Origin of the sequence: Aeromonas allosaccharophila (assembly GCF_016026615.1) — a bacterium.
Taxonomy (GTDB): domain Bacteria; phylum Pseudomonadota; class Gammaproteobacteria; order Enterobacterales; family Aeromonadaceae; genus Aeromonas; species Aeromonas allosaccharophila.
Genome location: NZ_CP065745.1, coordinates 1,081,898 through 1,108,565, shown reverse-complemented (window position 1 = coordinate 1,108,565; position 26,668 = coordinate 1,081,898). Strand labels below are relative to the sequence as shown.

The following is a 26,668-nucleotide window of genomic DNA, read 5'->3' as shown; positions in this document are numbered from 1 at the left end:
CTCCTTAGAGAACCAAGTGCTCTGATTTGACCCGCACCATCATGCCGGTCTGCAGTTGGACCTGTACATCGTCCTTGGTTACTTCCTTGATGGTTGCCGGAACCGGGAATTTACCCATAACGACGCGCACATCCTGGCCCACTTTCAGCGTAGCGGCATCCACTTTAACCAGCGGAGCTTCGGCGACCGGTGCCTTGGCGGCAGCTTTCGGCTTGGCAGCTACATCAGCTTTCTCGGTTTTGCGCACAGCAGGACGACGGGGCTTCTTGGCCTTCTCATCCTTCTCTTTGGTATTGGTACGACGGCTGGCGAATACGCGCTCTTTGCTCTCTTTCAGAGCTTGCTTGGCGTGCTCGATGTGCTCTTCAGTCAGCAGTTCGCCCGGGTTGCCGTCCAGATCAACGCGAGCCTGGCCAGCTTTGAGGCCGTGCAGGTAGCGCCAGCTGGAGGTGTATTGACGCAGTGCGGAACGCAGCATGGTCTTGGAGACTCTGGCATCGTCAGCAAGACGCTCGGCCAAATCCTGGAAGATGCCAATCTTGAGCGGCTTGGCCTCTCCTTCAGCAACGAAGCAGGCCGGGAATTTCTCGACCAGGTAGGCAACGATCTCTTTACTGTTCTTCAGCTTCTCAGTGTTTTCCATGTATAACCTTGGCTTTCATATAAACGCACGGGCACGTCCCGAGCACAACAAAGGCCCCATTATAGAGAGCTTGGGGCCTTTTGCGAACCATCTAGCAATGACTTAGAGCATGCTTTCCAAAATTTGCACCGTTTCTTCGAGGCCAATCCGGTCTTCCTGGTCGAAACGGTTAAAAATCGGACTGTCGATATCGAGCACCCCGATGATCTCGTCACCACGGCGCACCGGGATCACGATTTCCGAGTTGCTCGCGCCATCGCAAGCGATGTGACCGTCGAACTGATGCACATCGTCAATGAGCTGGGTTCTCCCCTCTGCCACTGCCGTACCACACACCCCGCGGCCGACCGGGATCCGCACGCAGGCCGGTTTGCCTTGAAACGGCCCCAATACCAGGGTCTCGCCCTGCAACAGATAAAAACCGACCCAGTTGATCTCCGTCAGCTCCTGATTCAGCAGCGCAGACAAGTTGGCCAAATTGGCAATCAGATCGGTTTCCCCCTCCAGCAGCGCCTTGGCTTGCTGGTTGAGGGTGCGATAAAACGGTTGTTTTTCAATCATGATTAAATGAACTTCACTCCCTGATGGTTTGGGGAAGGTAACGCCTGGCCGGGAAATTTCAAATATTTTTTCCACTCCCCACCTCTTGCGCCGTTATTCCCGGGCAACGGAAAGCGCCAATTGCTGGCGTTGACCATTACTCCACTCAATATTTAACAACCAGATCATGACGGGTGACGTACAGCTCCCCACCTGGGTCACCCCCTGCCACTGTCCGTCTATTTGTTCAAAGCTCACCGGAATGGTGCCCATAAACATATCTTTGCCTTCGAGCGTCGCCTTCACCGGCTTGATGGCCGGATCGCCGCCAGTAATAGCGATGGCAAAGTCATGTTCGGCGCGCAGCGGTAATTCCTTGATGGCCACTGTGAGCGGCTTGTCACCGATCAGCGCACTGCAAGGGGTGTGGGAAAGATCACAAATCTGATCTTTTGTCTGACCAGCAGGCACGCTGCTATCGGCCGAAAACCAGGTGCGATAGGCAATCAGCGCCAGCAACAACGCCAGCACCAGTGCGAGGTGCAAAACTTTACGTGCGGTAAGTCTCTCTTTCATCAAAAACAGCCCGATTAAGATGCAATTAAAATAGTTTTTTGTGATCTCGAACAAGGTAAAAAACCGCCATAACGAGACCGGACGGAGCCAAATATATCACTGTTTATACTGTTATTTTACCTGTCAGTTCAGTATCATTCCCATGAAGTTTTCATTTAGCCATCTTTTGCTTTTCCTTTCGTTAACAGATGTTAACAACTGGTCGGCGGTGGCTGATGAAGCAAGTCCGGTTCTCCGGATACAAAACCAAACAACAGCAGCATCGGAAGCGGAATATAACGATGAGCCATACAACTAACCATCCTGAGTACAACTACACCGTTGTTCGCCAGTTTACCGTCATGACGATTGTCTGGGGAATTGTCGGCATGTCGGTTGGCGTACTGATCGCAGCCCAGTTGATCTGGCCTGCTCTCAACTTCGAGACTCCGTGGCTGACTTACAGTCGTCTGCGGCCCCTCCATACCAACGCAGTGATCTTCGCCTTCGGCGTCAGTGCACTGATGGCCACCTCGTTCTACGTGGTGCAGCGCACCTGTCAAACCAGACTGTTCGGTGGCCCGCTGGCAACCTTCGTCTTCTGGGGCTGGCAAGCGATCATCCTCTCTGCCGCCATCTCTCTGCCGCTGGGTTACACCTCCGCCAAAGAGTATGCCGAGCTGGAGTGGCCGATTGATATCGCCATCACAGTGGTATGGGTCGCCTATGCCATCGTCTTCTTCGGCACCCTGATGAAGCGCACCACCTCCCACATCTATGTGGCGAACTGGTTCTTCGGCGCCTTCATCATCACCGTCGCGGTGCTGCACATCGTTAACAACATGGAAGTGCCGCTCTCCGGCATGAAGTCCTACTCCATGTACTCCGGCGCCATGGACGCCATGGTGCAGTGGTGGTATGGCCACAACGCGGTAGGCTTCTTGCTGACCGCCGGCTTCCTGGGGATGATGTACTACTTCGTACCCAAGCAGGCCGGTCGTCCGGTTTACTCCTATCGCCTCTCCATCGTGCACTTCTGGGCGCTGATCTCCCTCTATATCTGGGCCGGTCCGCACCACCTGCACTACACCGCACTGCCTGACTGGGCCCAGTCGCTGGGCATGGTGATGTCCCTGATCCTGTTCGTGCCCTCCTGGGGCGGCATGATCAACGGCATCATGACCCTCTCCGGTGCGTGGCACAAACTGCGCTATGACCCCATCCTGCGCTTCCTGATCGTCTCCCTGTCTTTCTACGGCATGTCGACCTTCGAAGGCCCGATGATGGCGATCAAAACCGTCAACGCCCTCTCCCACTACACCGACTGGACCGTTGGTCACGTTCACTCCGGTGCGCTGGGCTGGGTTGCCATGGTCTCCATCGGTGCTGTCTATCACCTGATCCCGAACCTGTTCGGCCAGGGCCGGATGTACAGCATCAAGCTGATCAACGTTCACTTCTGGCTGGCGACCGTGGGCACCGTGCTCTACATCGTTGCCATGTGGATTTCCGGCGTGATGCAGGGCCTGATGTGGCGTGCAGTCAACGAAGACGGCACCCTGACCTACAGCTTCGTTGAAGCGCTGCAGGCATCCTATCCCTTCTATTTCGTGCGCTTCCTGGGAGGCTGCTTCTTCGTCACCGGCATGTTGCTGCTGGCTTACAACGCCTATCGCACCATCACTGCGCCCAAAGGTTCTCTGGAACCTATCGCCCAGCCAGCCTGATTGAAGAGGTCAACCCATGAGCAACAATAACCGTCACGAAATATTTGAAAAAAGCGTTCCCATGCTGGTGGTCGGCATCATCTTCGCCATCAGTCTGGGGGGGCTGGTTGAAATCACCCCGCTGTTCTTCCAGAAGCAGACCACCGAGCCGGTGGAGGGCCTCAAGCCCTACACCGCTCTGCAGATGGAAGGGCGCGACATCTTCATCCGCGAAGGCTGCACCAACTGCCACAGCCAGATGATCCGTCCGTTCCGTGCCGAGACCGAGCGTTACGGTCACTACTCGGTCGCCGGTGAGAGCGTCTGGGAGCACCCCTTCCTGTGGGGCTCCAAGCGTACTGGTCCGGATCTGGCCCGTGTTGGCGGTCGTTACTCCGATGCCTGGCACCACGCTCACCTGATCAACCCGCGCGATGTGGTACCGGAATCCAACATGCCCGGTTACCCCTGGCTTGACACCAACGTGCTGACCGGCGAGATGACAGCCAAGAAGCTGGCGCTGTTCCGCGATCACTTCGGTGTGCCGTATACCGACGCCGATATTCAGGGTGCCGGGGAAGCGGTCAAAGGCAAGACCGAGCTTGAAGCACTCATCGCTTACCTCCAGTCACTGGGCCATGCCCTGAAATAAGGAGTCTCAAGATGGATTACGGCACATTTCGCGGTCTGTACACCCTGCTGTTGATGGCCATCATGATTGGCATCATCGTCTGGGCCTACAGCAAACGCCGCAAGACCTCTTTCGACGAGGCTGCCAACCTGGTTTTTGCCGATGATGAGCAACCCGGTGCTGATAAAAAGAACGCAGGAGCGAAACAATAATGAGCACTCTGTTTAGCATTTTTGTGACTGTCATCAGTCTGGGAACCATCCTCGGCTGCTTCTTGCTGCTGATGTGGTGCCGCAAGGACAAGATGGGTGTTGAAGAAGGTAAATCTATGGGCCACTCCTTCGATGGCATCGAGGAGATCAACAACCCGCTGCCGAAGTGGTGGACTTACATGTTCCTCTTCTTCATCGTCACCGGTCTGGTCTACCTGGTCGCCTTCCCGGGTCTGGGTAACTGGAAAGGTGTGCTGGGCTGGCAGAGCTCCAACCAGGATGTGCGCTCGCTGGCAGAGTCCAAAGCGGCGACCGCATCGGCCAAGGCCGAAGGTCGCGCGGTGGAGTATGACCGCGAGGTTGCCAAGGCTGACGAGATCTACGGCGCCAAGTTCCGTGAACTCACCTATGAAGCGGACGGCAAAACCTATCGTGCCATCACCGAGATCGCCAAGGATCCGGAAGCCCTGAAAGTGGGTCAGCGTCTGTTCCTGCAGAACTGTTCCCAGTGCCACGGCTCCGATGCCCGTGGTGGCCGCGGCTTCCCTAACCTGACCGACAGTGAATGGCAATGGGGCGGCCAGCCGGATAACATCAAGACCACCATCATGGGCGGTCGTCAGGGGATCATGGCTGCCTGGGGTGAAATCCTCGGCAAAGATGGCGTTCAGGAAGTGGCCTCCTATGTGCTGAGCCTCTCCGGTCGCAAGGTCGATCTGGTCGAAGCGAAGAAAGGTGAAGCCCGCTTTGCCATCTGCGCAGCTTGCCACGGGGCCGATGCCAAGGGCGGGATCGCCGTCGGTGCGCCAGATCTCACCAACAACACCTGGCTCTACGGTGGCTCCCGCGAAGTGGTGGTGCAGACCATCACCCACGGTCGTCACGGCGTGATGCCAGCCTGGAAAGACATTTTGGGTGAGGACAAGGTTCACCTGCTGGCCTCCTACGTTTACAGCCTGTCTCATCAACAGTCTGCCAAATAAGGTTCGCCCGTAACGTTGTAACATGTGATAAACACGTGATTACACAGCAAAAAGCCTCGACTCCTCGAGGCTTTTTGTTATCTTGTGTTGCGTAAAAACCATCTTCCACGTTAATCATTCGTTTCATGGCAGTAGCAATCATGACCCAACCTCTATCCAAACCGTGGTATCGCCAATTCTGGCCCTGGTTTATCATCGCCCTCCCCACTGCCGCCGTTGTCGGCAGCATCACCACCGCCATCATTGCCAGCCAGGATGGGGTCAATCTGGTGGCCGAGGACTATTACAAACAAGGGAAAGAGATCAATCAGGACTTGAGCAAGTTTGACCGCTCCGAAGCGCTCAATATCCGCTTTGGGCTGGAGGTCGACGGCAACGAGCTGACCCTCAAACCCATCAGCGGCGATATTCCTGCCGGGCAAGCCCTCTATCTCTCGCTGTTCCACCCGACCTTGGCCGGTCAGGACAGCGAACACATGATCACCGCCGATGCGAGCGGCACCTATCGTCTCCATTTCGACAAGCCGCTGGTCGGCAAGTGGCACATTCGGGTCGATGCCTTTGATCACGAGTGGCGATTGCAAGAGACCGTCCAGCTGCCCACCCTGGCCCCTGTCGAACTCGACCCGAAGGGACGTTAAGCCATGAACGGCTTTTCTCATTATGGCGAGCCGGTTCTCGCCAGCGCCCCCGCAGCTCGCATCCTGCATTCAGGGGGCCATAAACCATGACCCCGTGCTTTCACTGTGGCGAGCCGGTGCCCGCCAATAGTGGCTATTCCCTCGAGATAAAGGGGATTGTTCGCCCCATGTGCTGCCCCGGTTGTCAGGCGGTGGCAGAAACCATCATGGAGTGCGGCCTCGCCAGTTACTACGATCACCGCACCGCCCCCGGCACCAAGGGGGATCTGGTGCCCGAGGAGCTGGCCGCCCTCACCCACTACGACCTGGCCGAGATCCAGCAGGAGTTTGTCACCGAAAGTGGCACCCTTCGTGAAATCCAGCTGACGGTCGAGGGGCTCACCTGCGCTGCCTGTGCCTGGCTTATCGAACGTCACCTGATGACTCTGAACGGCCTGCGCTACATCAACGTCAACACCACCACCCACCGGGCCCGCATCAAGTGGGATCCGGCACAGCTCTCCCTGAGTGACATCCTCAAGGGATTCGCCCAGATAGGCTATCGCGCCTACCCGTTCCAGACCCACAGCCAGGAGGCGCTCTACGCCAAAGAGGTGCGCAGCTATATGTTCCGGCTGGCACTGGCGGGGCTGGGTTCGATGCAGGTGATGATGTGCGCCGTGGCCCTCTATATGGATCTCTTCATCAGCGTTGAAGATGAGTTCATGGTCTACTTCAAGTGGATAAGCCTGTTGCTCTCCACCCCCATCATGATCTATTCGGCACAGCCGTTTTATGTGGGCGCCTGGCGCAGCCTGAAACAGGGTTACCTATCGATGGATGTGTCGGTGTCACTGGCACTGATCGGGGCCTTTGTTGCCTCCATGTGGGCCACCGTATTCAATACCGGTGAGGTCTATTACGACTCCATCACCATGTTCGTCTTCTTTTTGCTGCTGGGGCGCTTTCTCGAATTGCGGGCCCGGCGCAAGGCGTCGGAATCGAGCTCCAACCTGGCGCGGCTGGTGCCCATCATGGCGACCCGCATCGATGATGAAGGGGAACGTGAAGTGGCGGCTAAAACCTTGCAGGTCGGCGATCGGGTACGGGTGCTGGCCGGTGCCACCTTGCCGGCGGACGGCATCATTGTCGAAGGACAAGCCAGCCTCAACGAATCCATGCTGACCGGCGAACAGCTGCCCCTGCTCAAACAGCCCGGCGATCAGGTCTATGCTGGCACCATCAACACGGATGCGCCGCTGCAGATCCGGGTCAGCCACCGCATCGAAGAGTCGCGGATCGCCCAGATCATGCGGCTGCAGGATCATGCCCTCGACGACAAACCGGCCATCGCCCAGATGGCGGATCAGCTGTCGCGCCACTTTATTCTGGTGCTGCTGATCATTGCCGCCGCGGTCTGGACCTTCTGGCACTTCCATCAACCGGATCAGGCGTTCTGGGTCACCCTCGCCGTGCTGGTTGCCACCTGCCCTTGCGCCCTGTCGCTGGCCACTCCGACGGCGCTGACCTCGGCCACCGCCAATCTGACCCGCAACGGCATTCTGCTGCGCCGCGGTCATGTGCTGGACGTACTGACCAAGGCCAACCGGGTCGTAATGGACAAGACCGGCACCCTGACCACAGGCAACGTCAGCCTGACGCAGACTCAGGCGTTGGCCAACCTTGACGAGGCGCACTGCCTCGCCATCGCCCGGGCCATGGAGGCGCAATCTGAGCACCCCATTGCCCGCGCCTTCCGGTTACCCGCCGACAGCATCACAGTGCTGCCATCCGCCCGCGAGATCACCCCGGTCATCGGTCACGGGATCACGGCGCTGGTGGATGGCGTACGCTACCGCCTCGGCAGTGCCCGCTGGCTTGGGCTGGATCCGGCGCAAGAGCACGGCCGCGGTTTGGCTATCTATCTGGCTAACGAGCAGCAGGTATTGGCCCGTTTCAATCTGGAAGATACCCTTCGCCCCGATGCCAAGGCGCTGATCGCGGCATTCAAGGCAGCCGGTCTGCAAACCACTGTGCTGACTGGCGACAGCTCCCTGCAGGCCGACGAGATTGCCCGCGAGCTGGGAGTAGATGAGCTGGTCAAGGGGGTCTCACCCGATGGCAAGCTGGCCTATCTCAAGGCTCGTGAAGCCGAGGGGGATATCAGCATCATGGTGGGCGATGGCATCAACGACGCCCCGGTACTGGCCGGAGCTCACGCCTCGTTCGCCATGGCTGGTGGCACCGATCTGGCGAAAAACAGCGCCGATGCCATCCTGCTGGCCGATGACTTGAGCCGACTGCTTGAGGCCAGAGAGCTGGCAATGCGTACCCGCAAGATCATCATTGAGAACTTCGCCTGGTCCATCGGTTACAACCTGCTGGTGTTGCCGCTGGCAGCCTGCGGCTGGCTCCCCCCTTATCTGGCGGCGGCGGGCATGTCGCTCAGCTCGCTCATCGTGGTGACCAACTCCATGCGTCTCAACCGATGAGGCCGGTGGCGGAAAATAGCTGAAAATGTGGCCTGCCTCCGATGCAGGCCACATTTCTAACTGATAGCGGCTGGCCCCCTGCCCGAACAGGGTTACCATAGGGGACACTTGCCAAGGATGAACGCCAAGGTACCTCTCATGAATATAATTTTTGTCCTGATCCCCATCGCCATCCTGTTTGTGATCATCGCCGGGGTCGTCTTCTTCTGGGCCATTCGCTCCGAGCAGTTTGAAGATCTCGACCGGCAGGGCTCCAACATCCTGTTTGACGAAGAGCAACCCGCCCGCAAACCCGCAAAGCCTGCTGACCATGACCCACAACCTTGATCTGGCCGGGGCCCTGCTGGTAGGACTGGCAGGCTCCGCCCACTGTATCGGCATGTGTGGTGGCGTCTCCGCCGCGCTCTCAATGGCGATCCCCGCCAACAAGCAGCACTTCTGGGGGCGGCTCGCCTATCTGCTCAACTACAACCTCGGCCGGATCCTGAGCTATGTCATTGCAGGCGCCTTGGCTGGCGGGCTGCTGGCGACCACCAGCGAGCTGGGCGCTGGCAAACACGCCATCGCCGGCTTACGCCTGGTGGCGGCACTGCTGATGATTGCACTTGGCCTTTATCTGGCGGGCTGGTGGCACGGGATCTTGCTGCTGGAGCGGCTCGGCGCCAGGCTGTGGCCCCGTATCAAACCGCTGGCGGGCAAGTTTCTTCCCTTCACCTCACCGCTGCAGGCACTGCCCTTTGGCATGGTGTGGGGGTGGCTGCCTTGCGGGCTGGTCTACTCCATGCTGACCTGGAGCGCAGCAGCGGGGTCGGCCAGTGGCGGAGCGCTGATCATGCTCTTTTTTGGCCTCGGTACCCTGCCCACCTTGTTTGCGTTGGGGGGGCTTGCCGATCGCCTGAGATACTGGCTCACCCTGCGCAGTTTGCGCCTTGGCGGTGCCCTGCTGCTCATTTTGTTCGGGGTGCATACCCTGTGGATTGGGATTGCTTCCTTTTGAAACCCTATCCAAAACGGATGAGTTGATGGTAAACTTGTTTGATATAAATCAATTATTCGTATGAGCCTATGATCCCGGAAAAGAAACCTGGCAGACGTATCCAGAGCGGTGGCTGTGCAATTCATTGCCAGGATTGCAGTATCAGTCAGCTCTGTATTCCCTTCGCTCTGAACGACAACGAGCTTGATCAGCTGGACAGCATCATCGAGCGCAAAAAGCCGATCCAGAAGGGTGAAGAGCTGTTCAAGGCTGGCGACGAGTTCAAATCGCTCTATGCCATCCGTTCCGGGACCATCAAGTCTTACACCATCACCGAGCAAGGGGATGAGCAGATCACCGCGTTCCACCTCGCTGGCGATCTGGTTGGTTTCGATGCCATCCACAAACAGGCACACCCCTCCTTCGCCCAAGCGCTGGAAACCGCCATGGTGTGCGAGATCCCGTTTGAAGTGCTCGACGACCTCTCCGGCAAGATGCCCAAGCTGCGTCAGCAGATCATGCGTCTGATGAGCAACGAAATCATGGGCGATCAGGAGATGATCCTGTTGCTCTCCAAGAAAAATGCCGAAGAGCGCCTCGCCGCCTTCCTGCACAATCTGTCGGTACGCTTCTCCGAGCGTGGCTTCTCCGCCAAGGAGTTCCGTCTCTCCATGACCCGTGGCGATATCGGCAACTATCTGGGGCTGACCGTCGAGACCATCAGTCGTCTGCTCGGCCGTTTCCAGAAGTCCGGTCTTATCAGCGTCAAAGGCAAATACATTACCGTGCTGGATCAGGTCGCCCTTGGCATGATGGCCGGTGCAACCCGACCAGCCTGTGGCTAAGCACACGTCTTAAACCCCGCTTTCTCTGCCGGATCCTTTCCTCTGGAATGTGATCCGGTACGTTCCCGTTACCCTCCTCCTGCGCTAAGCTGTAATAGCTAACATTCTGCTGTCATTGGACTTTTCCAAGGAGGAGAAGATGGTCAAATATCAGAATATTCTGGTGGTTATCAATCCAGAAGAGGAGCGTCAAATCGCCCTCGAACGGGCAGTCAAAGTCGCCGAGCTGGACGAAAACGCCCATCTGACCCTGCTGCTCACCATCTATGACTTCTCGTATGAAATGACCGCCATGCTCTCGGTGGACGAGCGGCAAGAGATGCGCGACGGCGTCATTTCACAGCGACGTGAGTGGCTGGACGAAATCCTGACCCCCTATCGGGCACAGGGGATAACCTGCGAGGTGAAGGTGGTCTGGCACAATCGCCCCTTCGAATGCGTCATTCAGGAGGTGCTGGAGCAGCACCACGATCTGGTGGTCAAGGCCACCCACCATCACAGCTTCCTGCAAACTTTCATCTTTACCCCCACCGACTGGCATCTGCTGCGCAAATGCCCCTGTCCGGTGCTGCTGGTCAAGGAGGGTCACTGGCAACGGGGCGGCAACATCATCGCCGCCATCAACTGCTCAAGCGACGATCCGGATCAGAAACTGCTCAACGAACGGATCACCCAGGAAGGGAGCGATATCGCAGAGCTGCTGGGCTCCAACCTCTATCTGGTCAACACCTACCCGGGCACCCCGGTCAACGTGGCCATCGAGCTGCCGGAGTTTGACCCCAACGCCTACAACGAAGCGATCCGCAAACACCACGAAAGCCTGCTGCTGAGCCATGCCGACAAGTTCGGGATTGGTCATCTCTGGACCCGGGTAGCTGAAGGGCTACCGGAAGAGGTGTTGCCGGACATGGCCGAAGAGCTCAAGGCGACATTGATGATCATGGGCTGTGTCGGCCGTACCGGGCTTTCTGCTGCTTTGCTCGGCAATACCGCCGAACATGTTATTGACCGCCTCTCCTGCGACATCCTGATCCTCAAACCGGCGGACTACAGCTGCCCGGTCGACAGTCGTCGCAAACAATCATAAGGTGCCTGGCACCTTGCCCTCCCCCGGGACATGGCTATAATAACGCGCTTATTTGTGTCCCGGGTTTTACGAGCATGCTAGAAGAGCTGAACGCCAAAGATAAATACAGTTTTAACAAACTGCAGAAGCGCCTGCGGCGCAACGTGGGTCAGGCCATTGCCGACTTCAACATGATTGAAGAGGGCGACAAGGTCATGGTCTGCCTCTCCGGCGGCAAGGACAGCTTCGGTATGCTCGACATACTGATGAGCCTCAAAGCCAGCGCCCCCATCCATTTCGATCTGGTTGCCGTCAACCTGGATCAGAAGCAGCCCGGCTTCCCCGAGCATGTGCTGCCTGAATACCTCGCCTCGCTCGGCATCGAGTACAAGATCGTCGAGGAAGATACCTACTCCATCGTCAAGGAGAAGGTACCGGAAGGCAAAACCACCTGCTCCCTCTGCTCACGACTGCGCCGCGGTATTCTCTATCGCACCGCCCAGGAGTTGGGTTGCACCAAGATTGCCCTTGGCCACCACCGCGACGACATCCTCGAGACCCTGTTCCTCAACATGTTCTACGGTGGCAAGCTCAAGTCCATGCCGCCCAAGCTGGTGAGCGATGATGGCAAGAACGTGGTGATCCGCCCGCTGGCCTACTGCAAAGAGAAGGATCTGATCCGCTACGCCGAGGTCAAAGCCTTCCCCATCATCCCGTGCAACCTGTGCGGCTCGCAGGAGAACCTGCAACGTCAGGCCATCAAGCAGATGATGCAGGATTGGGATCGCCGCTTCCCGGGTCGTATCGAAACCATGTTCACCGCCATTCAGGACGTGATCCCGAGCCACCTGCTCGATCACAAGCTGTTTGACTTCAAGAGCATCAACCGCGACTCCGGCATCATCGATGGCGGCGACAAGGCGTTTGATCCGCCCGAGATGCCAAAGGCGCCGCTGCTGGACATCGATGAGATGGACATGCTGGATGTGATTGAAGTGCGCTAAGCCGCCGTCACAGGGCAAACGCCACGCAATAAAAAAGGAGCGATAATCGCTCCTTTTTTGCTTTCTTGACCTGCCTGTTACCAACGTGACAGCACCATCGGCATCAGCCCTTGTGCAACCAGGGGGTCAGCCGCAACACGTCACCCTGCAGGCGCAGTTGTCCGGCAGCGAACGCGGCCAGTTGCTCATTGCTCAGCAGCAGGTGGCCTTTCTCCCAGGGCAGTGCCTCCTGACGGGCACCATCAATCAGATAGGCGGTGCCGCTCTGCTGCACCAGGGTAATGCGCACCCCTTCCATCTTCGGCAGGAAGTGCTTGCCGACCATACCCGCCATCTTGTCGAGCAGCGACTGCATCTGCTGCTGACGGGCCGCCAGCTCGGCCAGCGGCAGCTCGGGCCCTTTTGGCGCATCGGCCATCACCTGTACCGTCATATCGCAAGTGGCGTGCTCTTCTTTCAGGCCGACGGTCACGATCCCCTTGTCGAGGTTGAGATCCTCATCAAAAGGCAGGCGCAGTTCGCTATCGACCGTTACCTCGCCCGCCACTTCCTTGCTGTCGGTTGCAACCCGGGCAAAGGTGAGGCCACAGCGCTGACCATTTTGCGGATCGGTCAGATAAAACCCCAGTCTGGCGTGACCAAACTCCCCTTTGGCAAAGGTCTTCATCTGGCTGTAGAAGGTGCTGTATTGCAGGTCCAGCACCGGCTCAGCCAGCGCCAGCCCAGGCAGCAAGAGCGTGGCTAGCAGACTCTGGCGCAAAACCTTGGTCACTCCATATCGACGGGTCATTCAACGTCCTTTTGCATCATGCATTGAAATGGTTGGGGCCTTCTGTCACCTCGTTAACCTCTACCCCCACCCCGCAGAGATCCCGATAGAGGATCCCCTTGCAGTTGAAATAGAGCGGTGCCACCCAGATAAGCCCCAACCCCATGGGGATCAGAGCCAGGAAGAAGAGCGCGGTCATCACGCCGTGGAACAGCACAATGCTGGGCCAACCGCGCGCAAAGAGCTTGAGAGAGACCAGAATGGCCTGGGGCGGCGTCAGGCCACGCTCCAGCACCAGCGGCACGGTAAAGAGCAGACCCATGCCGATCAGGGCCGAGGGGATGAAAGAGAGTACAGCGGGCAATCCCAGCAGATCGAACAGCGGGCCAAACAGGCTGGTGAGCAGACTGCCAAGCAGGCTCAACATGCCGAGGCGCACAAAATGGCGGAAGAAGTCGAACACCTGGTTGGCCCGGGCGCGCACCCCGACCGACTGCTGCAACCCCAGCATATCGAGGGAGCTGGTCATGGGGGCCATCACCACCGTCATCAGCAGGCTTAGCACCATGGCCACATTCATCTGGTTGTCGTCCCCCAGATAGGGCAACAACAGCACATTGCTGAGCAGGATCCAGATCGCCGTCACTCCGACAATCGCCAGCAGCAGGCCAAATCCGGTACGGCGGGTCTGTTGCCATCCCTCCTGGATGACCCCTTTCAGATCAAGGCGGTAGCCCTGGTTCAGAGACTGCTCAAGGGAGCCGCCAATACGCATTTTATTACTCAATTGACTATCCAATATCGAAAACGACCAAATCAGGTGGCACATTATAGCGATTTGGTCTGCTATTCGTAGCCGTTTTTCCTGTCCACTCCCGGCTAATTCGGGCCAAAAAGCCTTTGATTTCATGGATTGGCTGCATAGAATGCGGCCCTCTTTCAACACGATGGCCACTGGCTGGGGTGAGACTGGCGGATGATGAACAATCCACAGGTAATTGTCGCGCTGAACAAGATCAGCAAAAAATACGATGGCAAGGTGATCCTGAGTGACCTTGACCTGGAAATCTATGATGGTGAATTTCTTACCCTGCTGGGCCCCTCCGGCTGCGGCAAGACGACCCTGCTGCGCCTGCTGGCCGGGCTCGAATCGGTCGATGGTGGCACCATCCATCTGGCCGGTGACGAGATCACCCATATCCCCGCCGAACACAGGCACATCAACACCGTGTTCCAGAGCTATGCGCTCTTCCCCCATATGACGGTGTTTGAAAACGTCGCCTTTGGCCTTCAGATGCAAAAGGTGCCTGCCAGCGAGATCCGCCAGCGGGTCGAGGAGACCCTCGCCATGGTGCAGCTCACCGAGCTGGCCAACCGCCGCCCGGACCAGCTCTCCGGCGGCCAGCAGCAACGGGTCGCCATCGCCCGCGCCGTGGTCAACAAGCCCCGCCTGCTGCTGCTCGACGAATCCCTCTCGGCGCTCGACTACAAGCTGCGCAAGCAGATGCAGAGCGAGCTCAAGGCGCTGCAACGTCGCCTTGGCATCACCTTTGTCTTCGTTACCCATGATCAGGAAGAGGCGCTCACCATGTCTGATCGCATCCTGGTGATGGAGGGGGGCAAGATCATCCAGCGCGGCACCCCGCGCGATATCTACGAATCGCCAGCTAATCTGTTCGTGGCCCGCTTTATCGGCGAGATCAACGTGATGGATGGCAAGCTGATCAGCCAGCGCGAGCCCGGTATCTGGCAGGCGGAGGTAGAGGGGCGCGAATGCCTGCTCCATACCACCTTGCCGTTCCAGCCAGACGAGAAGGTGCTGGTGCTGCTGCGCCCGGAAGATCTGCGCATTCTCGATCAGGATGCCGATCAGAGCGGCGCGCTGCGGGGCAATATCCGCGAGCGTAACTACAAGGGGGCGACGCTGGATTCGGTGATCGAGCTCGAAAGTGGCAAACAGCTGCTTATCTCCGAGTTCTTCGACGAGGATGACCCCGATTTTGACTACCGTCTGGGTCAGGAGGTGGCGATCCACTGGGTTGACAGCTGGGAGGTGGTGCTGCCCTATGAGCCTCACTAATCTGCGGGTAGCGCACAGCTTTGCCCACAATGGCTTTCGCAACACGGCCATCGCGCTGATCCTGGGCTGGCTGACGCTGTTTGTCTTCCTGCCCAACCTGATGATCATCGGCGTCAGCTTCCTGACTCGTGATGAGTCCGAGCTTATCGCGCCGCTCTTTACCCTGAGCAACTATGGCCGCTTGCTGGACCCGCTCTATTTCGAGGTGCTGCTCCACTCTCTCTGGCTGGCGCTGCTCGCCACCGCCATCTGCCTGCTGGTGGGTTACCCCTTTGCCTGGCTGCTGGCCCATCTGCCAACACGTATTCGCCCGCTGCTGCTGTTTCTGGTGGTGGTACCGTTCTGGACCAACTCCCTGATCCGTACCTATGCGCTCAAGGTGCTGCTCGGCACCCGGGGGCTGATCAATGGCTGGCTGATGGATCTGGGGCTCATCGAGCGGCCGCTGCAGATGATGTATACCGAGGTGGCCGTCATCATCGGGCTGGTCTATGTGCTGCTCCCCTTTATGGTGCTGCCGCTCTACTCCAGCATCGAGAAGCTGGATGGTCGTTTACTGGAGGCGGCGCGGGATCTTGGCGCCAACGGCTGGCAACGGCTGGTACGGATCATTTTGCCCCTCACCCTGCCCGGCATCATCGCCGGTTGTCTGCTGGTGTTCCTGCCCGCCATGGGGATGTTCTATGTCTCCGACTTGCTGGGGGGCGCCAAGCACCTGCTGATCGGTAACCTGATCAAGACCCAGTTCCTCAATAGCCGTGACTGGCCCTTTGGCGCCGCCATCAGCGTGATGCTGACGGTGCTGATGGCACTGTTGGTCTACTGCTACTGGCGGGCGGGCAAGCTACTCAGCAAGAAGGGGGAGCTGGCATGATGCGCGCACTGAAGGCTCTGTTCCTGCTGCTGGTGTTTGGCTACCTCTATGTGCCCATCGGGGTGCTGATCGCCAACTCCTTCAACCTGTCGAAATATGGCATCGACTGGCGCGGCTTTACCCTGGGCTGGTATGAGAAGCTGTTTGCCAGCGCTAGCCTGATGCAGGCGGCCCAGCACTCCCTGACCATCGCTGCCCTCACCGCCACCGCGGCCACCCTGATCGGTACCCTCACCGCCGTGGCGCTGTTTCGCTATCGCTTTCGCGGCAAACAGTACGTGAGCGGCATGCTGTTCGTGGTGATGATGTCCCCCGATATCGTCATGGCCATCTCCCTGCTGACCCTGTTTGTGGTGACCGGCATTGCGCTCGGCTTCTGGTCGCTACTGATCGCCCACATCACCTTCAGCCTGCCGTTCGTGGTGATCACCGTCTACTCGCGGCTGTGCGGTTTTGATGTGCGGATGCTGGAAGCAGCGCGGGATCTGGGGGCTGGCGAGTGGATCATCCTGCGCCGCATCATACTGCCGCTAGCCCTGCCGGCGGTGATGGCGGGCTGGCTGCTCTCCTTTACCCTGTCGCTGGACGACGTGGTGGTGAGCTCCTTTGTCACCGGCCCGGCCTACGAGATCCTGCCGCTCAAGATCTACTCCATGGTCAAGGTGGGCGTCTCCCCCGAGGTCAACGCCCTAGCCACCCTGATGCTGGTCGCCTCCCTCGGGATGGTGCTGCTGGCGCAACTGTTACTGCGTAAACGGCAGGGTTGACCCTGCCCGTTTCGTCCCCGCCACCTTTGGCGAACTCTGTCACGGTGGGCCGCAAGGCCCCATAACCCCAAGGAGTTGTTGATGACAATCCAACACAAGGCCGGCGCCCTGCTGGCAGCCGCCCTCACCCTCACCACCCCGCTGCTGAGCCAGAGTGCTCACGCGGCCGACGACAAGGTGGTCTACTTCTACAACTGGTCGGAATATGTGCCGGACGGCCTGCTGGAGCAGTTCCAGCAAGAGACCGGCATCAAGGTGATCTACTCCACCTACGAATCCAACGAGACCCTCTACGCCAAGCTGAAAACCCATGGCGACGGCTATGACGTGATGGTGCCCAGCACCTACTTCATCTCGAAAATGGCCAAAGAGGGGATGCTGCAGCCACTGGATCGCGCCCAGCTGCCCAACTTCAAGCACCTCGACCCTACCCTGCTCAACCACGAGTACGACCCGGAGAACCGCTACTCCATCCCCTATATCTGGGGCGCAACCGGGATCGGCACCAACACCGATATCATCGAACAGCCGGTTACCAGCTGGAAGCAGCTCTGGGCACCGGAGTGGAAAGAGAGCCTGCTGCTGATGGACGATGCCCGCGAGGTGTTCCATATCGCGCTGGTGCAGCTGGGCTACAGCCCCAACACCCAGGACAAGGCGCAAATTGCCGAAGCGTTCGAATACCTGAAAAAGCTGATGCCCAACGTCAAGGCGTTCAACTCCGACAACCCGGCCGACCCCTTTATCGCCGGTGAGGTCAATATCGGCATGCTGTGGAACGGCTCGGCCTACGGCGCCCAGCGCGAATACCCCTCCATCCAGATGACCTACCCCGACGAGGGAGCTGTACTCTGGATGGACAACCTCGCCATTCCGGCCAAGGCCAAGCATGTGAAGGAGGCCCATGCCCTGATCAACTTCCTGATGCGCCCCGATGTGGCCGCCAAGGTGGCCGAAGCGATTGGCTACCCCACCCCAGTCAAGGATGCCATTCCCCTGCTCACCCCGGCGTTTCGCAACAACCCCATGGTCTTCCCGAGTGACGAGATCAAGCGCAAGGGGGAGTTCCAGTCCGATGTAGGGGATACCTCCCGCCTCTACGAGCAGTACTTCCTGCAGCTTAAAGCCATGGTGGCCAAGGCGGGTTAAGTCGGTGGTTAATCGGCCCTGATGGGCTTAATGGATTAAGGGAGCAATCGCTCCCTTTTTCATCTTCACCTCTTCGATGCCTAAACACGACAGCACACCGATCGACACATGGAGCGCCTCGTGTCTGGCCTCCATCAAGCTGGCCCATCGGCTCGAAAATGAGGCCAATAAAGACGCCGAGAAAATCAATCCAATGTACCAGCCAGGACCACACCAGATAGTGGCTGACCACTGAGTGTTTTTTGCGTGACCTCAAGGAAGAACATTAACGCCCAAGAATGAACATATATGTGCACATATGTATAAATGTGTACATGTGTGCGCATTTCTTCTACACTAAACTCAAGTTAACATTTCACGCGCCAGACAGCCGTCTGGCGCTGACTATAGTAAGGAGGACATATGGCCAATACTGCACAAAAAGCCCTGAAAAATGGCGCCATTGACCCCAGTAAGGCACTGCCTGTGGTATTCCGTATCCTGGATAAGTGGCACTGCAATACAGATGAACAGCTGAAACTGCTTGGCATTTCATCCCGTTCAACATTGAACAAATACAAGGAATCAAACGGCGGGATCCGTCTGACCGTGGATATGCAAGAACGGATGAGCTACATCCTCAATATCCATAAGTGTCTGAGGATGCTGTTCAGTGCCGACGACAGCATCTACGGCTGGGTGCGCAAACCCAACAGCCATCCCTTCTTTGCCGGGCGCAGCGCGATGGACATTATGAACGCTGGCCGCGTGGCTGATTTGTATGAAGTGGCCACCCGTCTGCATGCCTGGCGCGGGGGTATGGCCTGATGCAAGAGCCGCCACTGATTGAACTCAAGGGGGAGCGAGCATATCGGATCATTCCAAGCCGCTACCCCACCATCGATCTCTATGAAGACGTAGCTAATGCGGACGAACTGGAGGCCGTCTGGGCCATAGAGTCACTGACCAATGATCGGTTGAATGAAGCGGCGGGTGATCTGTCATTGGTACCGAAAGAGGATTGGTTGGTCGGGCTAAACGGCAGCAGCTATGTGATGGCAGCCTTCACCCATATCAACCCGGAAGGAGCCCGCTTCACCACTGGCGATTTCGGCGGTTACTACTGTGCCCCCCTGCTCGATACTGCCATCAAAGAGACGGTCTATCACCAGGAGCGGATGTTCGGCTACACCAACGAACCCGCTCAGAAAGTACAGATGCGGGTGCTCTATACCGAGTTCAACGCCAATCTGGTCGATATCACCAGCGCGGAATTTCTCTCCACCCCGCTTTATCACGCAACCAACTATGGTCAATCCCAAGCTTTCGCCCAAGAGCAGAAAACCAAGGGGATAGACGGTATCCACTACCGTTCTGTACGCCACAGCGGTCATAACTGCCATGTACTCTATCGCCCCCGTCTGGTCACCAAGATCCACCAAGCCCAGCATCTGGAATACCACTGGAATGGCAGTGCCATCGCCAATGTGTTGGAAATTAAGCTATATGGGGAATAAGGTTCTGTCTTATTGATAATAATTGCGGTGCTCCCCTTCAAGCCTGAAAGGATCATCGCAAAAAGGAGCTGTATTCCCGCACACGGGCATCAGTCTTTCACCTGTATGATTTCTCACAGATAGAGTGCACAGCGAGGCGGGAGCGCTATTGCGCCCCCAGTCCTTTCAGTACCGACTTGCCGTCCCTCTGGCGTCAACAGCGCCTATCAAGTTCAACACCCACTGGTTCGAGATTTTGGCCAAGGGGTTTAGGGTGTGGGCAAACAGCAAAGCGGCCAAAGTCGATTAATTCTGCACTTTTTCATCCCCCCTCAGGGGTGTAGATTGGCTGAGGGGGCAAGCGTTGCCCCTCTCTTTTTTTATGACCCCTCGAGGTATCACGGAAAACACGTTTTTCGCCGATATCACGGGTGGCCTGAGCCAATCAGGAGTATTCATGTCCGATCTGACCCTCTATTTCGCTCCCGGCACCTGTGCCATGGCTGTGCAGATTGCCCTGCTGGAAACCGGCGCCCCGTTTACTGCCCGCCAGCTCAATCTGGCTGCCGGTGAGCAGCGTTCGCCCGAATACCTCGCCATCAACCCCAAAGGGCGGGTGCCTGCCCTTGTCACCGAGCAGGGCACCCTGACCGAAACCCCGGCCCTGCTGCTCTATGTGGCGCAGCGCTTCCCCGCAGCCAAGCTGGCGCCGCTCGACAACCCGTTCCTGCTGGCCCGCATGCAGGAGGTCAACAGCTTCCTCGCCTCCACCGTGCATGTCTCCCACGCTCACGGTCGCCGTGGCAGCCGCTGGGCCGATGACGAGCAGGCCATTGCCGCCATGCAGCAGAAAGTTGCCAGCAATATGCGCGATGGTTTTGCCCAGATTGAGCGGCACTATCTGGCTGGCCCCTGGGTACTCGGCGAGCAGTTCAGCGTGGCGGATATCTACCTGTTCGTGGTCGCAGGCTGGCTGAAAAGCGATGGAGTCGAGATCAGTGAATTCCCCAAGGTTGCCGATCATTATCAGCGCATGCTGACCCGTCCGGCGGTCGCCAAGGCACTGGCCAACTAACCATAAAATCAATAGCTCGATGAATAACAAGGGTGTCAGGGCTCTGCTGACACCCTTCCTGCCTCCTCCCCTGCACTTCTTCTCCCGCCTTTGAGATCGTTTTCACATTTCCGTGGTTTTGCCGTGGCCCTTCCCCGGTAAAAAGCCTATCTTTGCGCCATGACGCAACCGGTTGCGTAACCGGTTGCCTAGCGGTTCACAGATTGACGGGCCAAGGCCTGATGAGGTGCTGTATGAAACGAGGCGTACTGCTCAATGCTCCCCTGAGTGCTCTGGTGGCACAAATGGGCCACACCGACGAGATCACCGTCTGCGATGCAGGCTTGCCCATTCCGGCAGGTCCGGAGCGGATCGATCTGGCGCTGATGGCGGGGACGCCCAGCCTTGCAACCGTACTGACCGCCCTGCTCACCGATCTGGTGGTGGAGAAGGTGATCATGGCGAGCGAGATCAAGCAGATCAGCCCCGCCGCCCATCAGGCGCTGGTCGATCAGCTTGAGGCCCACGCCACCGCCCAGGGCAAGCCCATCACTATCGAGTACTGCCTGCACGAGGAGTTCAAAACCCGCTCCCGCCAGAGCAAGGCCATCGTGCGCAGCGGCGAGGTCACCCCCTACGCTAATATTATTCTCTGCGCCGGTGTGGCGTTTTAAGCCTCTTCAAGGACGCTGCAAATGAGCACAACCTCCCCCCTCTCACCCATTCTGGAGCTGACCGGGATCGTCAAGACCTTCCCCGGTGTGCGCGCCCTCGACGAAGCGGGTCTGCGGGTCTATCCGGGCCAGGTGATGGCCCTGCTCGGTGAAAATGGCGCCGGCAAATCCACTCTGATGAAGGTGCTGACCGGTATCTATCAGGCCGATGCGGGCAGCGTCAGCTACCGCGGTCAACCAGTCCACTTCAAGGGCCCCCGCGACTCCCAGGATCAGGGGATCAGCATCATCCACCAAGAGCTGAACCTGCTGCCGGAGTTGTCGATTGCCGCCAACATCTTCCTCGGTCGCGAACCCCGTACCCGTTTTGGCAGCATCGACCACCAACAGTTGCGTGAGCGGGCCAGCGGTCTGCTGGCACGACTTGGCGTCAAGCACGGCCCGGATACCCGGCTCGGGGATCTCTCCATCGGCGAACAGCAGATGGTGGAGATTGCCAAGGCACTGTCGTTTGATGCCAGCGTCATCATCATGGATGAACCCACCGATGCGCTGACCGACACCGAGACCGAGCAGCTGTTTGTGGTGATCCGCGAGCTGCGCCAGCAGGGTTGCGGCATCGTCTATATCTCCCACCGCCTCAAGGAGATCTTCCAGATCTGCGATCGGGTCACCGTGCTGCGCGATGGCAAGTGGATCGGCGAGAAGGCGGTAAGCGATCTGGACGAAGACAAGATCATCGAGATGATGGTGGGTCGCCGGCTGGAAGAGCAGTATCCACGCCTTGAGCGCGAGCTCGGCCCCGTCAGCCTGCAAGTGAAGGATCTGGCCGGTCCCGGCGTGCGCGGGGTGAGTTTCTCCCTGCGTCAGGGTGAAATTCTGGGCTTTAGCGGCCTGATGGGCTCCGGCCGCACCGAGCTGATGAAACTTATCTATGGCGCCAGCCCCATCAGCGCCGGTGAAGTGGAAGTGGACGGTCATGCTCTGGTGCCCAAAAGCCCGGCCGACGGCTTGGCCGCGGGCATCGCCTATATCTCCGAGGATCGCAAGGGCGATGGGTTGGTGCTGGAGCTGTCGGTGCGCGAAAACATGAGTCTGTGCGCCCTCGACGAGTTCATCAGCAACGGCAAGATTGACGGCAAGGCCGAACGGCAGGCAGTGAGCGACTATGTGCGCCTGTTCAACATCAAGACCCCGAGTCAGGATCAGCTGATCAAGCTCCTCTCCGGCGGCAACCAGCAGAAGGTAGCCATCGCCAAGGGGCTGCTGACCCGGCCCAAGGTGCTGATCCTCGACGAGCCGACCCGCGGCGTCGACGTGGGGGCGAAAAAGGAAATTTATCAGCTGATCAACCAGTTCAAGAAGGAGGGGATGAGCATCATTCTGGTCTCCTCCGAAATGCCGGAAGTGCTCGGCATGAGTGATCGCATCATGGTAATGCACGAAGGGCGCATCAGCGCAGAGTTCAACACCCGCGATGCCAATCAGGAGAAGCTGATGGCGGCGGCAGTCGGTAAACAGTGGCAAGCAGAGCAAGAGGCATCCCAATGACAACCCAAACCCTTTCCCGCCGTGGCGTCATGAGCAAGGCGTGGTGGATCGAGAACAAATCCCTGGTCGCGCTGCTGGTCCTGATTGGTGTGGTCTCTTTCCTGAGCCCCAACTTCTTCACCGCCGACAACCTGCTCAACATCCTGCGCCAGACCTCGGTCAACGCCATCATGGCGGTCGGTATGACGCTGGTTATCCTCACCGCCGGTATCGATCTGTCGGTCGGATCTGTGCTGGCCCTGTGCGGTGCGCTGGCCGCGACTATGGTCGCCATGGAGCTGCCGATCTGGCTGGTGGTGCCCCTCACTCTGGGTGCCGGTGCCCTGCTGGGCGGCGTCAGCGGTCTCATCATTGCCAAAGGCAAGGTACAGGCCTTTATCGCCACCCTGGTCACCATGACCGCCCTGCGCGGCATCACCATGGTCTATACCGAGGGACGCCCCATCTCCACCGGTTTCAGTGACGGCGCCGATCACTTCGCCTGGCTCGGTACCGGTTACCTGTTCGGTCTGCCGGTGCCCATCTGGCTGATGGCCATCGTCTTCCTGCTGGCCTGGTTCATGCTCAACCACACCCGTCTCGGTCGCTACATCTACGCGCTGGGCGGTAACGAGTCTGCCACCCGCCTCTCCGGTATCAATGTGGATCGGGTGAAGCTGGCGGTGTATGGTCTGTGCGGCGCGCTCTCGGCGCTGGCAGGGCTTATCGTTACCTCTCGCCTATCCTCTGCCCAGCCGACGGCGGGCATGGGTTACGAGCTGGATGCCATCGCCGCCGTAGTGCTGGGCGGTACCAGCCTGATGGGCGGCAAGGGCCGCATCATGGGAACCCTGATCGGTGCCTTGATCATCGGTTTTCTCAACAACGCCCTCAACCTGCTCGACGTATCGTCCTATTACCAGATGATCGCCAAGGCCAGCGTGATCTTGCTTGCCGTGATGATCGATAACAAAAGCAACCGTTAATAAGACAAGCCACACACAAGGAATGAAATGATGAAAAAGCTCAATACCCTGCTCGCTGCCGCCATCATGTCCGTGCTGGGCACTGCCCAGGCCGCCGATCAAACCCTGGCGATGGTGGTCTCCACCCTCAACAACCCCTTCTTCGTCACCATGAAAGAGGGTGCCGAAGCCAAAGCCAAGGAGCTTGGTTACGAGCTGGTGGTACTGGATTCCCAGAATGACCCGGCCAAAGAGCTCTCCAACATGGAAGATCTCACCGTACGCAAGGTCGGCGCCATCCTGATCAACCCCACCGACTCCGAAGCGGTCGGCAACGCAATCCGTCTGGCTAACCGCGCCAACATTCCGGTGCTGACCCTGGACCGCGGCGCCGCGCAAGGCGAGGTGAAAGCCCACATCGCCTCCGATAACGTGGCTGGCGGCAAGCTGGCCGGTGACTTCATCACCGAAAAACTGGGTACCGGTGCCAAGGTGATCCAGCTGGAAGGGATTGCCGGTACTTCCGCCGCCCGTGACCGTGGCGAAGGTTTTGCCCTGGCCGTGGCAGCCAACAAGCTGCAGGTACTGGCTTCCCAGCCTGCCGACTTTGACCGCACCAAGGGTCTGAACGTCATGGAAAACCTGCTGGCGGCCCACCCGACCGTACAGGCCGTGTTCGCCCAGAACGACGAGATGGCGCTGGGTGCCATCCGCGCGGTACAGGCTGCCGGTAAAGAGGTGATGATCGTCGGCTTCGACGGCACTGACGATGGCAAAGCCGCCGTTGCCAAAGGTAAACTGGCCGCCACCGTGGCCCAGCAACCTGCCCTGATCGGTGCCATCGGTGTCGAGACTGCCGACAAGGTGCTCAAGGGTCAGCCGGTCGAGAAATCCATCCCGGTTCCGCTGCAAGTGGTCAGCAAATAAGTCTCAAAGGGGGAGGCTCGCCTCCCCTTTTTCCCCTCAGTCGCGGTGCCTCCCGGCTTGAGCTCACTCAGTCATTGTGTTCAAGCCAAGATGCATCAGGAGTAGTCAACATGAAACGTCTCGTCGTTCTGGGCAGTGTCAATGCAGACCATGTGCTGCGCGTTCCCCACTTTCCTCGCCCGGGTGAAACCCTGACCGGTCACAGCTATCAGGTGGTCCCGGGTGGCAAGGGGGCCAATCAGGCGGTCGCAGCCGCCCGCCTCGGCGCCCCCGTATCCTTTATCGCCCGTATCGGTGATGACGCCATCGGCCACCAGATGAAAACCGGCTTTGCCAAAGATGGCATCGACGTCAGTGCCGTCGAGCTCGACGACACCCTGCCCACCGGTATCGCCATCATCTATGTCAGCGATGAGGGGGAGAACAGCATCGGCATCTCCGCCGAAGCCAACGGGGCCCTCTCCCCTGCGGTGGTACAGCGCCACGAAGCCCTGATTGCCGACGCCCATACCCTGCTGCTGCAGCTGGAAGTGCCGCTCGAAAGCGTGTTCGAAGCGGCACGGCTGGCCCGTGCCCACGGCACCCGGGTGGTACTCAACCCCGCCCCCGCCCGTCCGCTCTCCGCCGAGCTGTTGGCGCTGGTCGACCTTATCACCCCCAACCAGACCGAAGCCGAGCTGCTGACCGGCGTCAAAGTCACCGACGAAGCCAGCGCCCGTGAGGCTGCTGCCCGCTTCCATCAGATGGGCATTGCGGATGTGATGATCACCCTGGGCTCCCAAGGGGTCTATTGCAGCAACGCAAAGCAGCAACTGCTGATCCCGGGTTTTCGGGTGAAAGCGGTCGACACCACGGCTGCTGGCGATACCTTCAACGGCGCCCTGCTGGCCGCCGAGCTGGCCGGGGCCGACTTCAACGGCGCAGTGCGCTTTGCCCACGGCGCAGCAGCGCTCTCTGTCACCCGGTTTGGCGCCCAGAGCTCCATCCCGAGCAAGGAGGAGGTTGACGCCTTCCTGCTTGAGCAGAGTGCGCAGGGGCACTGATGGCCAATATCAAGGAGGTGGCGGCGCTGGCGGGGGTTTCCACCACCACCGTCTCCCATGTCATCAACGAGACCCGCTTCGTGGCCGAGGAGACCCGTGAGCGGGTCTTCGCCGCCATGCGCGATCTCAACTACGCCCCGAGCCTGGTAGCCCGCAGCCTCAAGGTGAAGGAGACCAACAGTATCGGCATGCTGGTCACCACCTCCAGCAACCCCTTCTTTGCCGAAGTGGTGCGCGGGGTGGAGCGCTACTGCTTCGAGCAGGGCTACAACCTGATGCTGGGCAACACCGAGGGGCAGGCCGAGACCGCTCTCTCCTACCTCAAGATGATGCTGCGCAAGCGGGTCGATGGCCTGCTGATCATGTGTAGCGAGGGGCAACAGGAGGTGTTCAACCAGCTCGACTGGCTCAAGAGCCTGCCGGTGGTGGTGATGGATTGGGGGCTGGTCAGCGAGGATGTGGATCTTATCGCCGACAACTCCTTCCACGGCGGTTATCTGGCGACCCGCCATCTGATTGAGCTGGGCCATACCGCCATCGGCTGCATCTCCGGTCCCCAGAGCCGTGCCCCCGCCAACCAGCGCCAAGCTGGCTTTGAGCTGGCGATGCAGGAGGCGGGTCTCACGATCAATCCGGAGTGGATCCAGGAGGGGGACTTTGATTGCGCCAGCGGCTTTGCCGCCATGGCGCGGCTGCTGGCACTCCCTTCGCGCCCCACCGCCCTCTTTGTCTGCAACGACATGATGGCGATGGGAGCCATCAGTGCTGCCCATCAGGCGGGCATTGTGATACCGCGGGATCTCTCCATCGTCGGCTACGACAACGTGGCGCTGGCGCAATACCTCTCGCCGCCGCTCACTACCGTCAACCAGCCCAAAGAGGAGCTGGGACGGCTGGCCGTCACCCGCCTGCTGGCGCGGATCAACGGCGAGGCGGTGGAAAATCACCTGATCACCGTCGACCCGGATCTGGTGATCAGGCAATCCTGCGCCCCCCTACCCGAGCAATCGTAACGGGCACCCGCTACCGGACACTAAACGCAGCGGAAAACAAAATCACCACACAACAAAAAGGCGACTCCCCGAGTC

29 protein-coding genes are annotated in these 26,668 nt (G+C 58.9%); 24 read left to right on the top strand and 5 right to left on the bottom strand.

Annotation, left to right across the window (positions count from 1 at the left end; translation table 11 throughout):
• Positions 1–4: 4 nt before the first annotated feature.
• From proQ to I6G90_RS04880, 3 genes are all read right to left on the bottom strand, one after another.
• On the bottom strand, positions 5–643 hold the full coding sequence (gene proQ, locus I6G90_RS04890; protein ID WP_042062349.1) for an RNA chaperone ProQ: 639 nt from the start codon (positions 641–643) through the stop codon (positions 5–7).
• A gap of 102 nt (positions 644–745) precedes the next feature.
• Positions 746–1,204 (bottom strand): GAF domain-containing protein, encoded by a 459-nt coding sequence (locus tag I6G90_RS04885; RefSeq protein WP_075113601.1) that lies wholly within the window; start codon positions 1,202–1,204, stop codon positions 746–748.
• Positions 1,205–1,297: 93 nt separating this feature from the next.
• Positions 1,298–1,759: a hypothetical protein gene (locus I6G90_RS04880; protein WP_163128553.1), complete on the bottom strand. Its 462-nt coding sequence runs from the start codon at positions 1,757–1,759 to the stop codon at positions 1,298–1,300.
• Between the two features lie 281 nt (positions 1,760–2,040).
• Between I6G90_RS04880 and ccoN the strand changes: the two genes are divergently transcribed.
• From ccoN to ttcA, 11 genes are all read left to right on the top strand, one after another.
• On the top strand, positions 2,041–3,465 hold the full coding sequence (ccoN, locus tag I6G90_RS04875; protein ID WP_042062346.1) for a cytochrome-c oxidase, cbb3-type subunit I: 1,425 nt from the start codon (positions 2,041–2,043) through the stop codon (positions 3,463–3,465).
• Positions 3,466–3,481: 16 nt separating this feature from the next.
• Positions 3,482–4,096, top strand: a complete 615-nt coding sequence (gene ccoO, locus I6G90_RS04870; protein ID WP_042062345.1) for a cytochrome-c oxidase, cbb3-type subunit II — start codon at positions 3,482–3,484, stop codon at positions 4,094–4,096.
• An 11-nt stretch (positions 4,097–4,107) separates the two neighbouring features.
• Complete coding sequence (locus tag I6G90_RS04865) at positions 4,108–4,287, top strand: CcoQ/FixQ family Cbb3-type cytochrome c oxidase assembly chaperone (RefSeq protein ID WP_005336620.1); 180 nt, start codon at positions 4,108–4,110, stop codon at positions 4,285–4,287.
• Complete coding sequence (gene ccoP, locus I6G90_RS04860) at positions 4,287–5,270, top strand: cytochrome-c oxidase, cbb3-type subunit III (RefSeq protein WP_111808191.1); 984 nt, start codon at positions 4,287–4,289, stop codon at positions 5,268–5,270. The genes I6G90_RS04865 and ccoP overlap by 1 nt, the downstream gene beginning before the upstream one ends.
• 140 nt (positions 5,271–5,410) lie before the next feature.
• Positions 5,411–5,911 carry a FixH family protein gene (locus I6G90_RS04855; protein ID WP_042657772.1) on the top strand — a complete coding sequence of 167 codons (501 nt, stop codon included), beginning with the start codon at positions 5,411–5,413 and terminating at the stop codon, positions 5,909–5,911.
• Between the two features lie 86 nt (positions 5,912–5,997).
• Positions 5,998–8,382, top strand: coding sequence for a heavy metal translocating P-type ATPase (locus tag I6G90_RS04850; RefSeq protein ID WP_197929991.1), 2,385 nt, complete (start codon positions 5,998–6,000; stop codon positions 8,380–8,382).
• A gap of 138 nt (positions 8,383–8,520) precedes the next feature.
• On the top strand, positions 8,521–8,709 hold the full coding sequence (gene ccoS / locus I6G90_RS04845) for a cbb3-type cytochrome oxidase assembly protein CcoS (RefSeq protein WP_042657770.1): 189 nt from the start codon (positions 8,521–8,523) through the stop codon (positions 8,707–8,709).
• Positions 8,693–9,379 carry a sulfite exporter TauE/SafE family protein gene (locus tag I6G90_RS04840; protein ID WP_197929989.1) on the top strand — a complete coding sequence of 229 codons (687 nt, stop codon included), beginning with the start codon at positions 8,693–8,695 and terminating at the stop codon, positions 9,377–9,379. Before ccoS ends, I6G90_RS04840 begins: the two co-directional genes overlap by 17 nt.
• A 68-nt stretch (positions 9,380–9,447) precedes the next feature.
• On the top strand, positions 9,448–10,203 hold the full coding sequence (locus I6G90_RS04835; RefSeq protein ID WP_197929987.1) for an FNR family transcription factor: 756 nt from the start codon (positions 9,448–9,450) through the stop codon (positions 10,201–10,203).
• Positions 10,204–10,342: 139 nt separating this feature from the next.
• Complete coding sequence (uspE, locus tag I6G90_RS04830) at positions 10,343–11,290, top strand: universal stress protein UspE (RefSeq protein ID WP_042062335.1); 948 nt, start codon at positions 10,343–10,345, stop codon at positions 11,288–11,290.
• Positions 11,291–11,364: 74 nt separating this feature from the next.
• Positions 11,365–12,273, top strand: coding sequence for a tRNA 2-thiocytidine(32) synthetase TtcA (gene ttcA, locus I6G90_RS04825; protein WP_042062333.1), 909 nt, complete (start codon positions 11,365–11,367; stop codon positions 12,271–12,273).
• Between the two features lie 103 nt (positions 12,274–12,376).
• Here the strand turns inward: ttcA and I6G90_RS04820 are convergent, their stop codons facing one another.
• Together I6G90_RS04820 and I6G90_RS04815 are read right to left on the bottom strand one after the other, a co-directional pair.
• Entirely contained in the window at positions 12,377–13,063 is a 687-nt protein-coding gene (locus tag I6G90_RS04820; RefSeq protein WP_197929984.1) for a DUF2987 domain-containing protein, read from the bottom strand.
• 16 nt (positions 13,064–13,079) lie between these two features.
• On the bottom strand, positions 13,080–13,817 hold the full coding sequence (locus I6G90_RS04815) for a DUF2189 domain-containing protein (RefSeq protein WP_181363584.1): 738 nt from the start codon (positions 13,815–13,817) through the stop codon (positions 13,080–13,082).
• Between the two features lie 201 nt (positions 13,818–14,018).
• Here I6G90_RS04815 and potA point away from each other — a divergent pair, with 201 nt between their 5' ends.
• The 13 genes from potA (at position 14,019) to I6G90_RS04750 (ending at position 26,593) form a co-directional block, all read left to right on the top strand.
• The gene (potA, locus tag I6G90_RS04810) at positions 14,019–15,122 is read left to right on the top strand and encodes a spermidine/putrescine ABC transporter ATP-binding protein PotA (protein WP_197929982.1); all 1,104 of its coding nucleotides are present in this window, start codon (positions 14,019–14,021) and stop codon (positions 15,120–15,122) included.
• A complete protein-coding gene (gene potB, locus I6G90_RS04805) occupies positions 15,109–15,996 on the top strand; it encodes a spermidine/putrescine ABC transporter permease PotB (RefSeq protein ID WP_197929980.1) in 888 nt (295 codons plus the stop codon). The genes potA and potB overlap by 14 nt, the downstream gene beginning before the upstream one ends.
• Positions 15,993–16,763 carry a spermidine/putrescine ABC transporter permease PotC gene (gene potC / locus I6G90_RS04800; RefSeq protein WP_197929978.1) on the top strand — a complete coding sequence of 257 codons (771 nt, stop codon included), beginning with the start codon at positions 15,993–15,995 and terminating at the stop codon, positions 16,761–16,763. Before potB ends, potC begins: the two co-directional genes overlap by 4 nt.
• An 81-nt stretch (positions 16,764–16,844) precedes the next feature.
• Positions 16,845–17,912 carry an extracellular solute-binding protein gene (locus I6G90_RS04795; protein ID WP_197929976.1) on the top strand — a complete coding sequence of 356 codons (1,068 nt, stop codon included), beginning with the start codon at positions 16,845–16,847 and terminating at the stop codon, positions 17,910–17,912.
• 402 nt (positions 17,913–18,314) lie between these two features.
• A complete protein-coding gene (locus I6G90_RS04790; protein ID WP_005336648.1) occupies positions 18,315–18,719 on the top strand; it encodes an MbcA/ParS/Xre antitoxin family protein in 405 nt (134 codons plus the stop codon).
• Positions 18,719–19,408, top strand: a complete 690-nt coding sequence (locus I6G90_RS04785) for an RES family NAD+ phosphorylase (RefSeq protein WP_005336650.1) — start codon at positions 18,719–18,721, stop codon at positions 19,406–19,408. Before I6G90_RS04790 ends, I6G90_RS04785 begins: the two co-directional genes overlap by 1 nt.
• A 436-nt stretch (positions 19,409–19,844) precedes the next feature.
• Entirely contained in the window at positions 19,845–20,462 is a 618-nt protein-coding gene (locus I6G90_RS04780) for a glutathione S-transferase family protein (protein ID WP_197929974.1), read from the top strand.
• A gap of 233 nt (positions 20,463–20,695) precedes the next feature.
• Positions 20,696–21,115, top strand: coding sequence for a D-ribose pyranase (gene rbsD, locus I6G90_RS04775; protein WP_042657759.1), 420 nt, complete (start codon positions 20,696–20,698; stop codon positions 21,113–21,115).
• Between the two features lie 21 nt (positions 21,116–21,136).
• Positions 21,137–22,666: a ribose ABC transporter ATP-binding protein RbsA gene (gene rbsA / locus I6G90_RS04770; RefSeq protein ID WP_197929972.1), complete on the top strand. Its 1,530-nt coding sequence runs from the start codon at positions 21,137–21,139 to the stop codon at positions 22,664–22,666.
• Complete coding sequence (gene rbsC / locus I6G90_RS04765) at positions 22,663–23,631, top strand: ribose ABC transporter permease (RefSeq protein ID WP_005336670.1); 969 nt, start codon at positions 22,663–22,665, stop codon at positions 23,629–23,631. The genes rbsA and rbsC overlap by 4 nt, the downstream gene beginning before the upstream one ends.
• 30 nt (positions 23,632–23,661) lie before the next feature.
• Positions 23,662–24,537, top strand: a complete 876-nt coding sequence (gene rbsB, locus I6G90_RS04760; protein ID WP_042061682.1) for a ribose ABC transporter substrate-binding protein RbsB — start codon at positions 23,662–23,664, stop codon at positions 24,535–24,537.
• A 110-nt stretch (positions 24,538–24,647) separates the two neighbouring features.
• Positions 24,648–25,580 (top strand): ribokinase, encoded by a 933-nt coding sequence (gene rbsK, locus I6G90_RS04755; protein ID WP_197929970.1) that lies wholly within the window; start codon positions 24,648–24,650, stop codon positions 25,578–25,580.
• A complete protein-coding gene (locus I6G90_RS04750) occupies positions 25,580–26,593 on the top strand; it encodes a substrate-binding domain-containing protein (protein ID WP_197929969.1) in 1,014 nt (337 codons plus the stop codon). Before rbsK ends, I6G90_RS04750 begins: the two co-directional genes overlap by 1 nt.
• Positions 26,594–26,668 lie beyond the last annotated feature (75 nt).

Bases quoted from the DNA above. Each gene is read 5' to 3' on its own strand.
- I6G90_RS04885 (WP_075113601.1), bottom strand. From the start codon at position 1,204: ATGATTGAAAAACAACCGTTTTATCGCACCCTCAACCAGCAAGCCAAG.
- I6G90_RS04795 (WP_197929976.1), top strand. From the start codon at position 16,845: ATGACAATCCAACACAAGGCCGGCGCCCTGCTGGCAGCCGCCCTCACC.
- rbsB (WP_042061682.1), top strand. From the start codon at position 23,662: ATGAAAAAGCTCAATACCCTGCTCGCTGCCGCCATCATGTCCGTGCTG.
- ccoO (WP_042062345.1), top strand. From the start codon at position 3,482: ATGAGCAACAATAACCGTCACGAAATATTTGAAAAAAGCGTTCCCATG.
- I6G90_RS04840 (WP_197929989.1), top strand. From the start codon at position 8,693: ATGACCCACAACCTTGATCTGGCCGGGGCCCTGCTGGTAGGACTGGCA.
- potA (WP_197929982.1), top strand. From the start codon at position 14,019: ATGATGAACAATCCACAGGTAATTGTCGCGCTGAACAAGATCAGCAAA.
- ccoP (WP_111808191.1), top strand. From the start codon at position 4,287: ATGAGCACTCTGTTTAGCATTTTTGTGACTGTCATCAGTCTGGGAACC.
- I6G90_RS04880 (WP_163128553.1), bottom strand. From the start codon at position 1,759: ATGAAAGAGAGACTTACCGCACGTAAAGTTTTGCACCTCGCACTGGTG.
- I6G90_RS04785 (WP_005336650.1), top strand. From the start codon at position 18,719: ATGCAAGAGCCGCCACTGATTGAACTCAAGGGGGAGCGAGCATATCGG.
- I6G90_RS04750 (WP_197929969.1), top strand. From the start codon at position 25,580: ATGGCCAATATCAAGGAGGTGGCGGCGCTGGCGGGGGTTTCCACCACC.
- rbsD (WP_042657759.1), top strand. From the start codon at position 20,696: ATGAAACGAGGCGTACTGCTCAATGCTCCCCTGAGTGCTCTGGTGGCA.
- I6G90_RS04855 (WP_042657772.1), top strand. From the start codon at position 5,411: ATGACCCAACCTCTATCCAAACCGTGGTATCGCCAATTCTGGCCCTGG.
- rbsK (WP_197929970.1), top strand. From the start codon at position 24,648: ATGAAACGTCTCGTCGTTCTGGGCAGTGTCAATGCAGACCATGTGCTG.
- I6G90_RS04850 (WP_197929991.1), top strand. From the start codon at position 5,998: ATGACCCCGTGCTTTCACTGTGGCGAGCCGGTGCCCGCCAATAGTGGC.
- potC (WP_197929978.1), top strand. From the start codon at position 15,993: ATGATGCGCGCACTGAAGGCTCTGTTCCTGCTGCTGGTGTTTGGCTAC.
- ttcA (WP_042062333.1), top strand. From the start codon at position 11,365: ATGCTAGAAGAGCTGAACGCCAAAGATAAATACAGTTTTAACAAACTG.
- ccoN (WP_042062346.1), top strand. From the start codon at position 2,041: ATGAGCCATACAACTAACCATCCTGAGTACAACTACACCGTTGTTCGC.
- proQ (WP_042062349.1), bottom strand. From the start codon at position 643: ATGGAAAACACTGAGAAGCTGAAGAACAGTAAAGAGATCGTTGCCTAC.
- potB (WP_197929980.1), top strand. From the start codon at position 15,109: ATGAGCCTCACTAATCTGCGGGTAGCGCACAGCTTTGCCCACAATGGC.
- rbsA (WP_197929972.1), top strand. From the start codon at position 21,137: ATGAGCACAACCTCCCCCCTCTCACCCATTCTGGAGCTGACCGGGATC.
- I6G90_RS04815 (WP_181363584.1), bottom strand. From the start codon at position 13,817: ATGCGTATTGGCGGCTCCCTTGAGCAGTCTCTGAACCAGGGCTACCGC.
- rbsC (WP_005336670.1), top strand. From the start codon at position 22,663: ATGACAACCCAAACCCTTTCCCGCCGTGGCGTCATGAGCAAGGCGTGG.
- I6G90_RS04865 (WP_005336620.1), top strand. From the start codon at position 4,108: ATGGATTACGGCACATTTCGCGGTCTGTACACCCTGCTGTTGATGGCC.
- I6G90_RS04820 (WP_197929984.1), bottom strand. From the start codon at position 13,063: ATGACCCGTCGATATGGAGTGACCAAGGTTTTGCGCCAGAGTCTGCTA.
- I6G90_RS04780 (WP_197929974.1), top strand. From the start codon at position 19,845: ATGTCCGATCTGACCCTCTATTTCGCTCCCGGCACCTGTGCCATGGCT.
- I6G90_RS04790 (WP_005336648.1), top strand. From the start codon at position 18,315: ATGGCCAATACTGCACAAAAAGCCCTGAAAAATGGCGCCATTGACCCC.
- I6G90_RS04835 (WP_197929987.1), top strand. From the start codon at position 9,448: ATGATCCCGGAAAAGAAACCTGGCAGACGTATCCAGAGCGGTGGCTGT.
- ccoS (WP_042657770.1), top strand. From the start codon at position 8,521: ATGAATATAATTTTTGTCCTGATCCCCATCGCCATCCTGTTTGTGATC.
- uspE (WP_042062335.1), top strand. From the start codon at position 10,343: ATGGTCAAATATCAGAATATTCTGGTGGTTATCAATCCAGAAGAGGAG.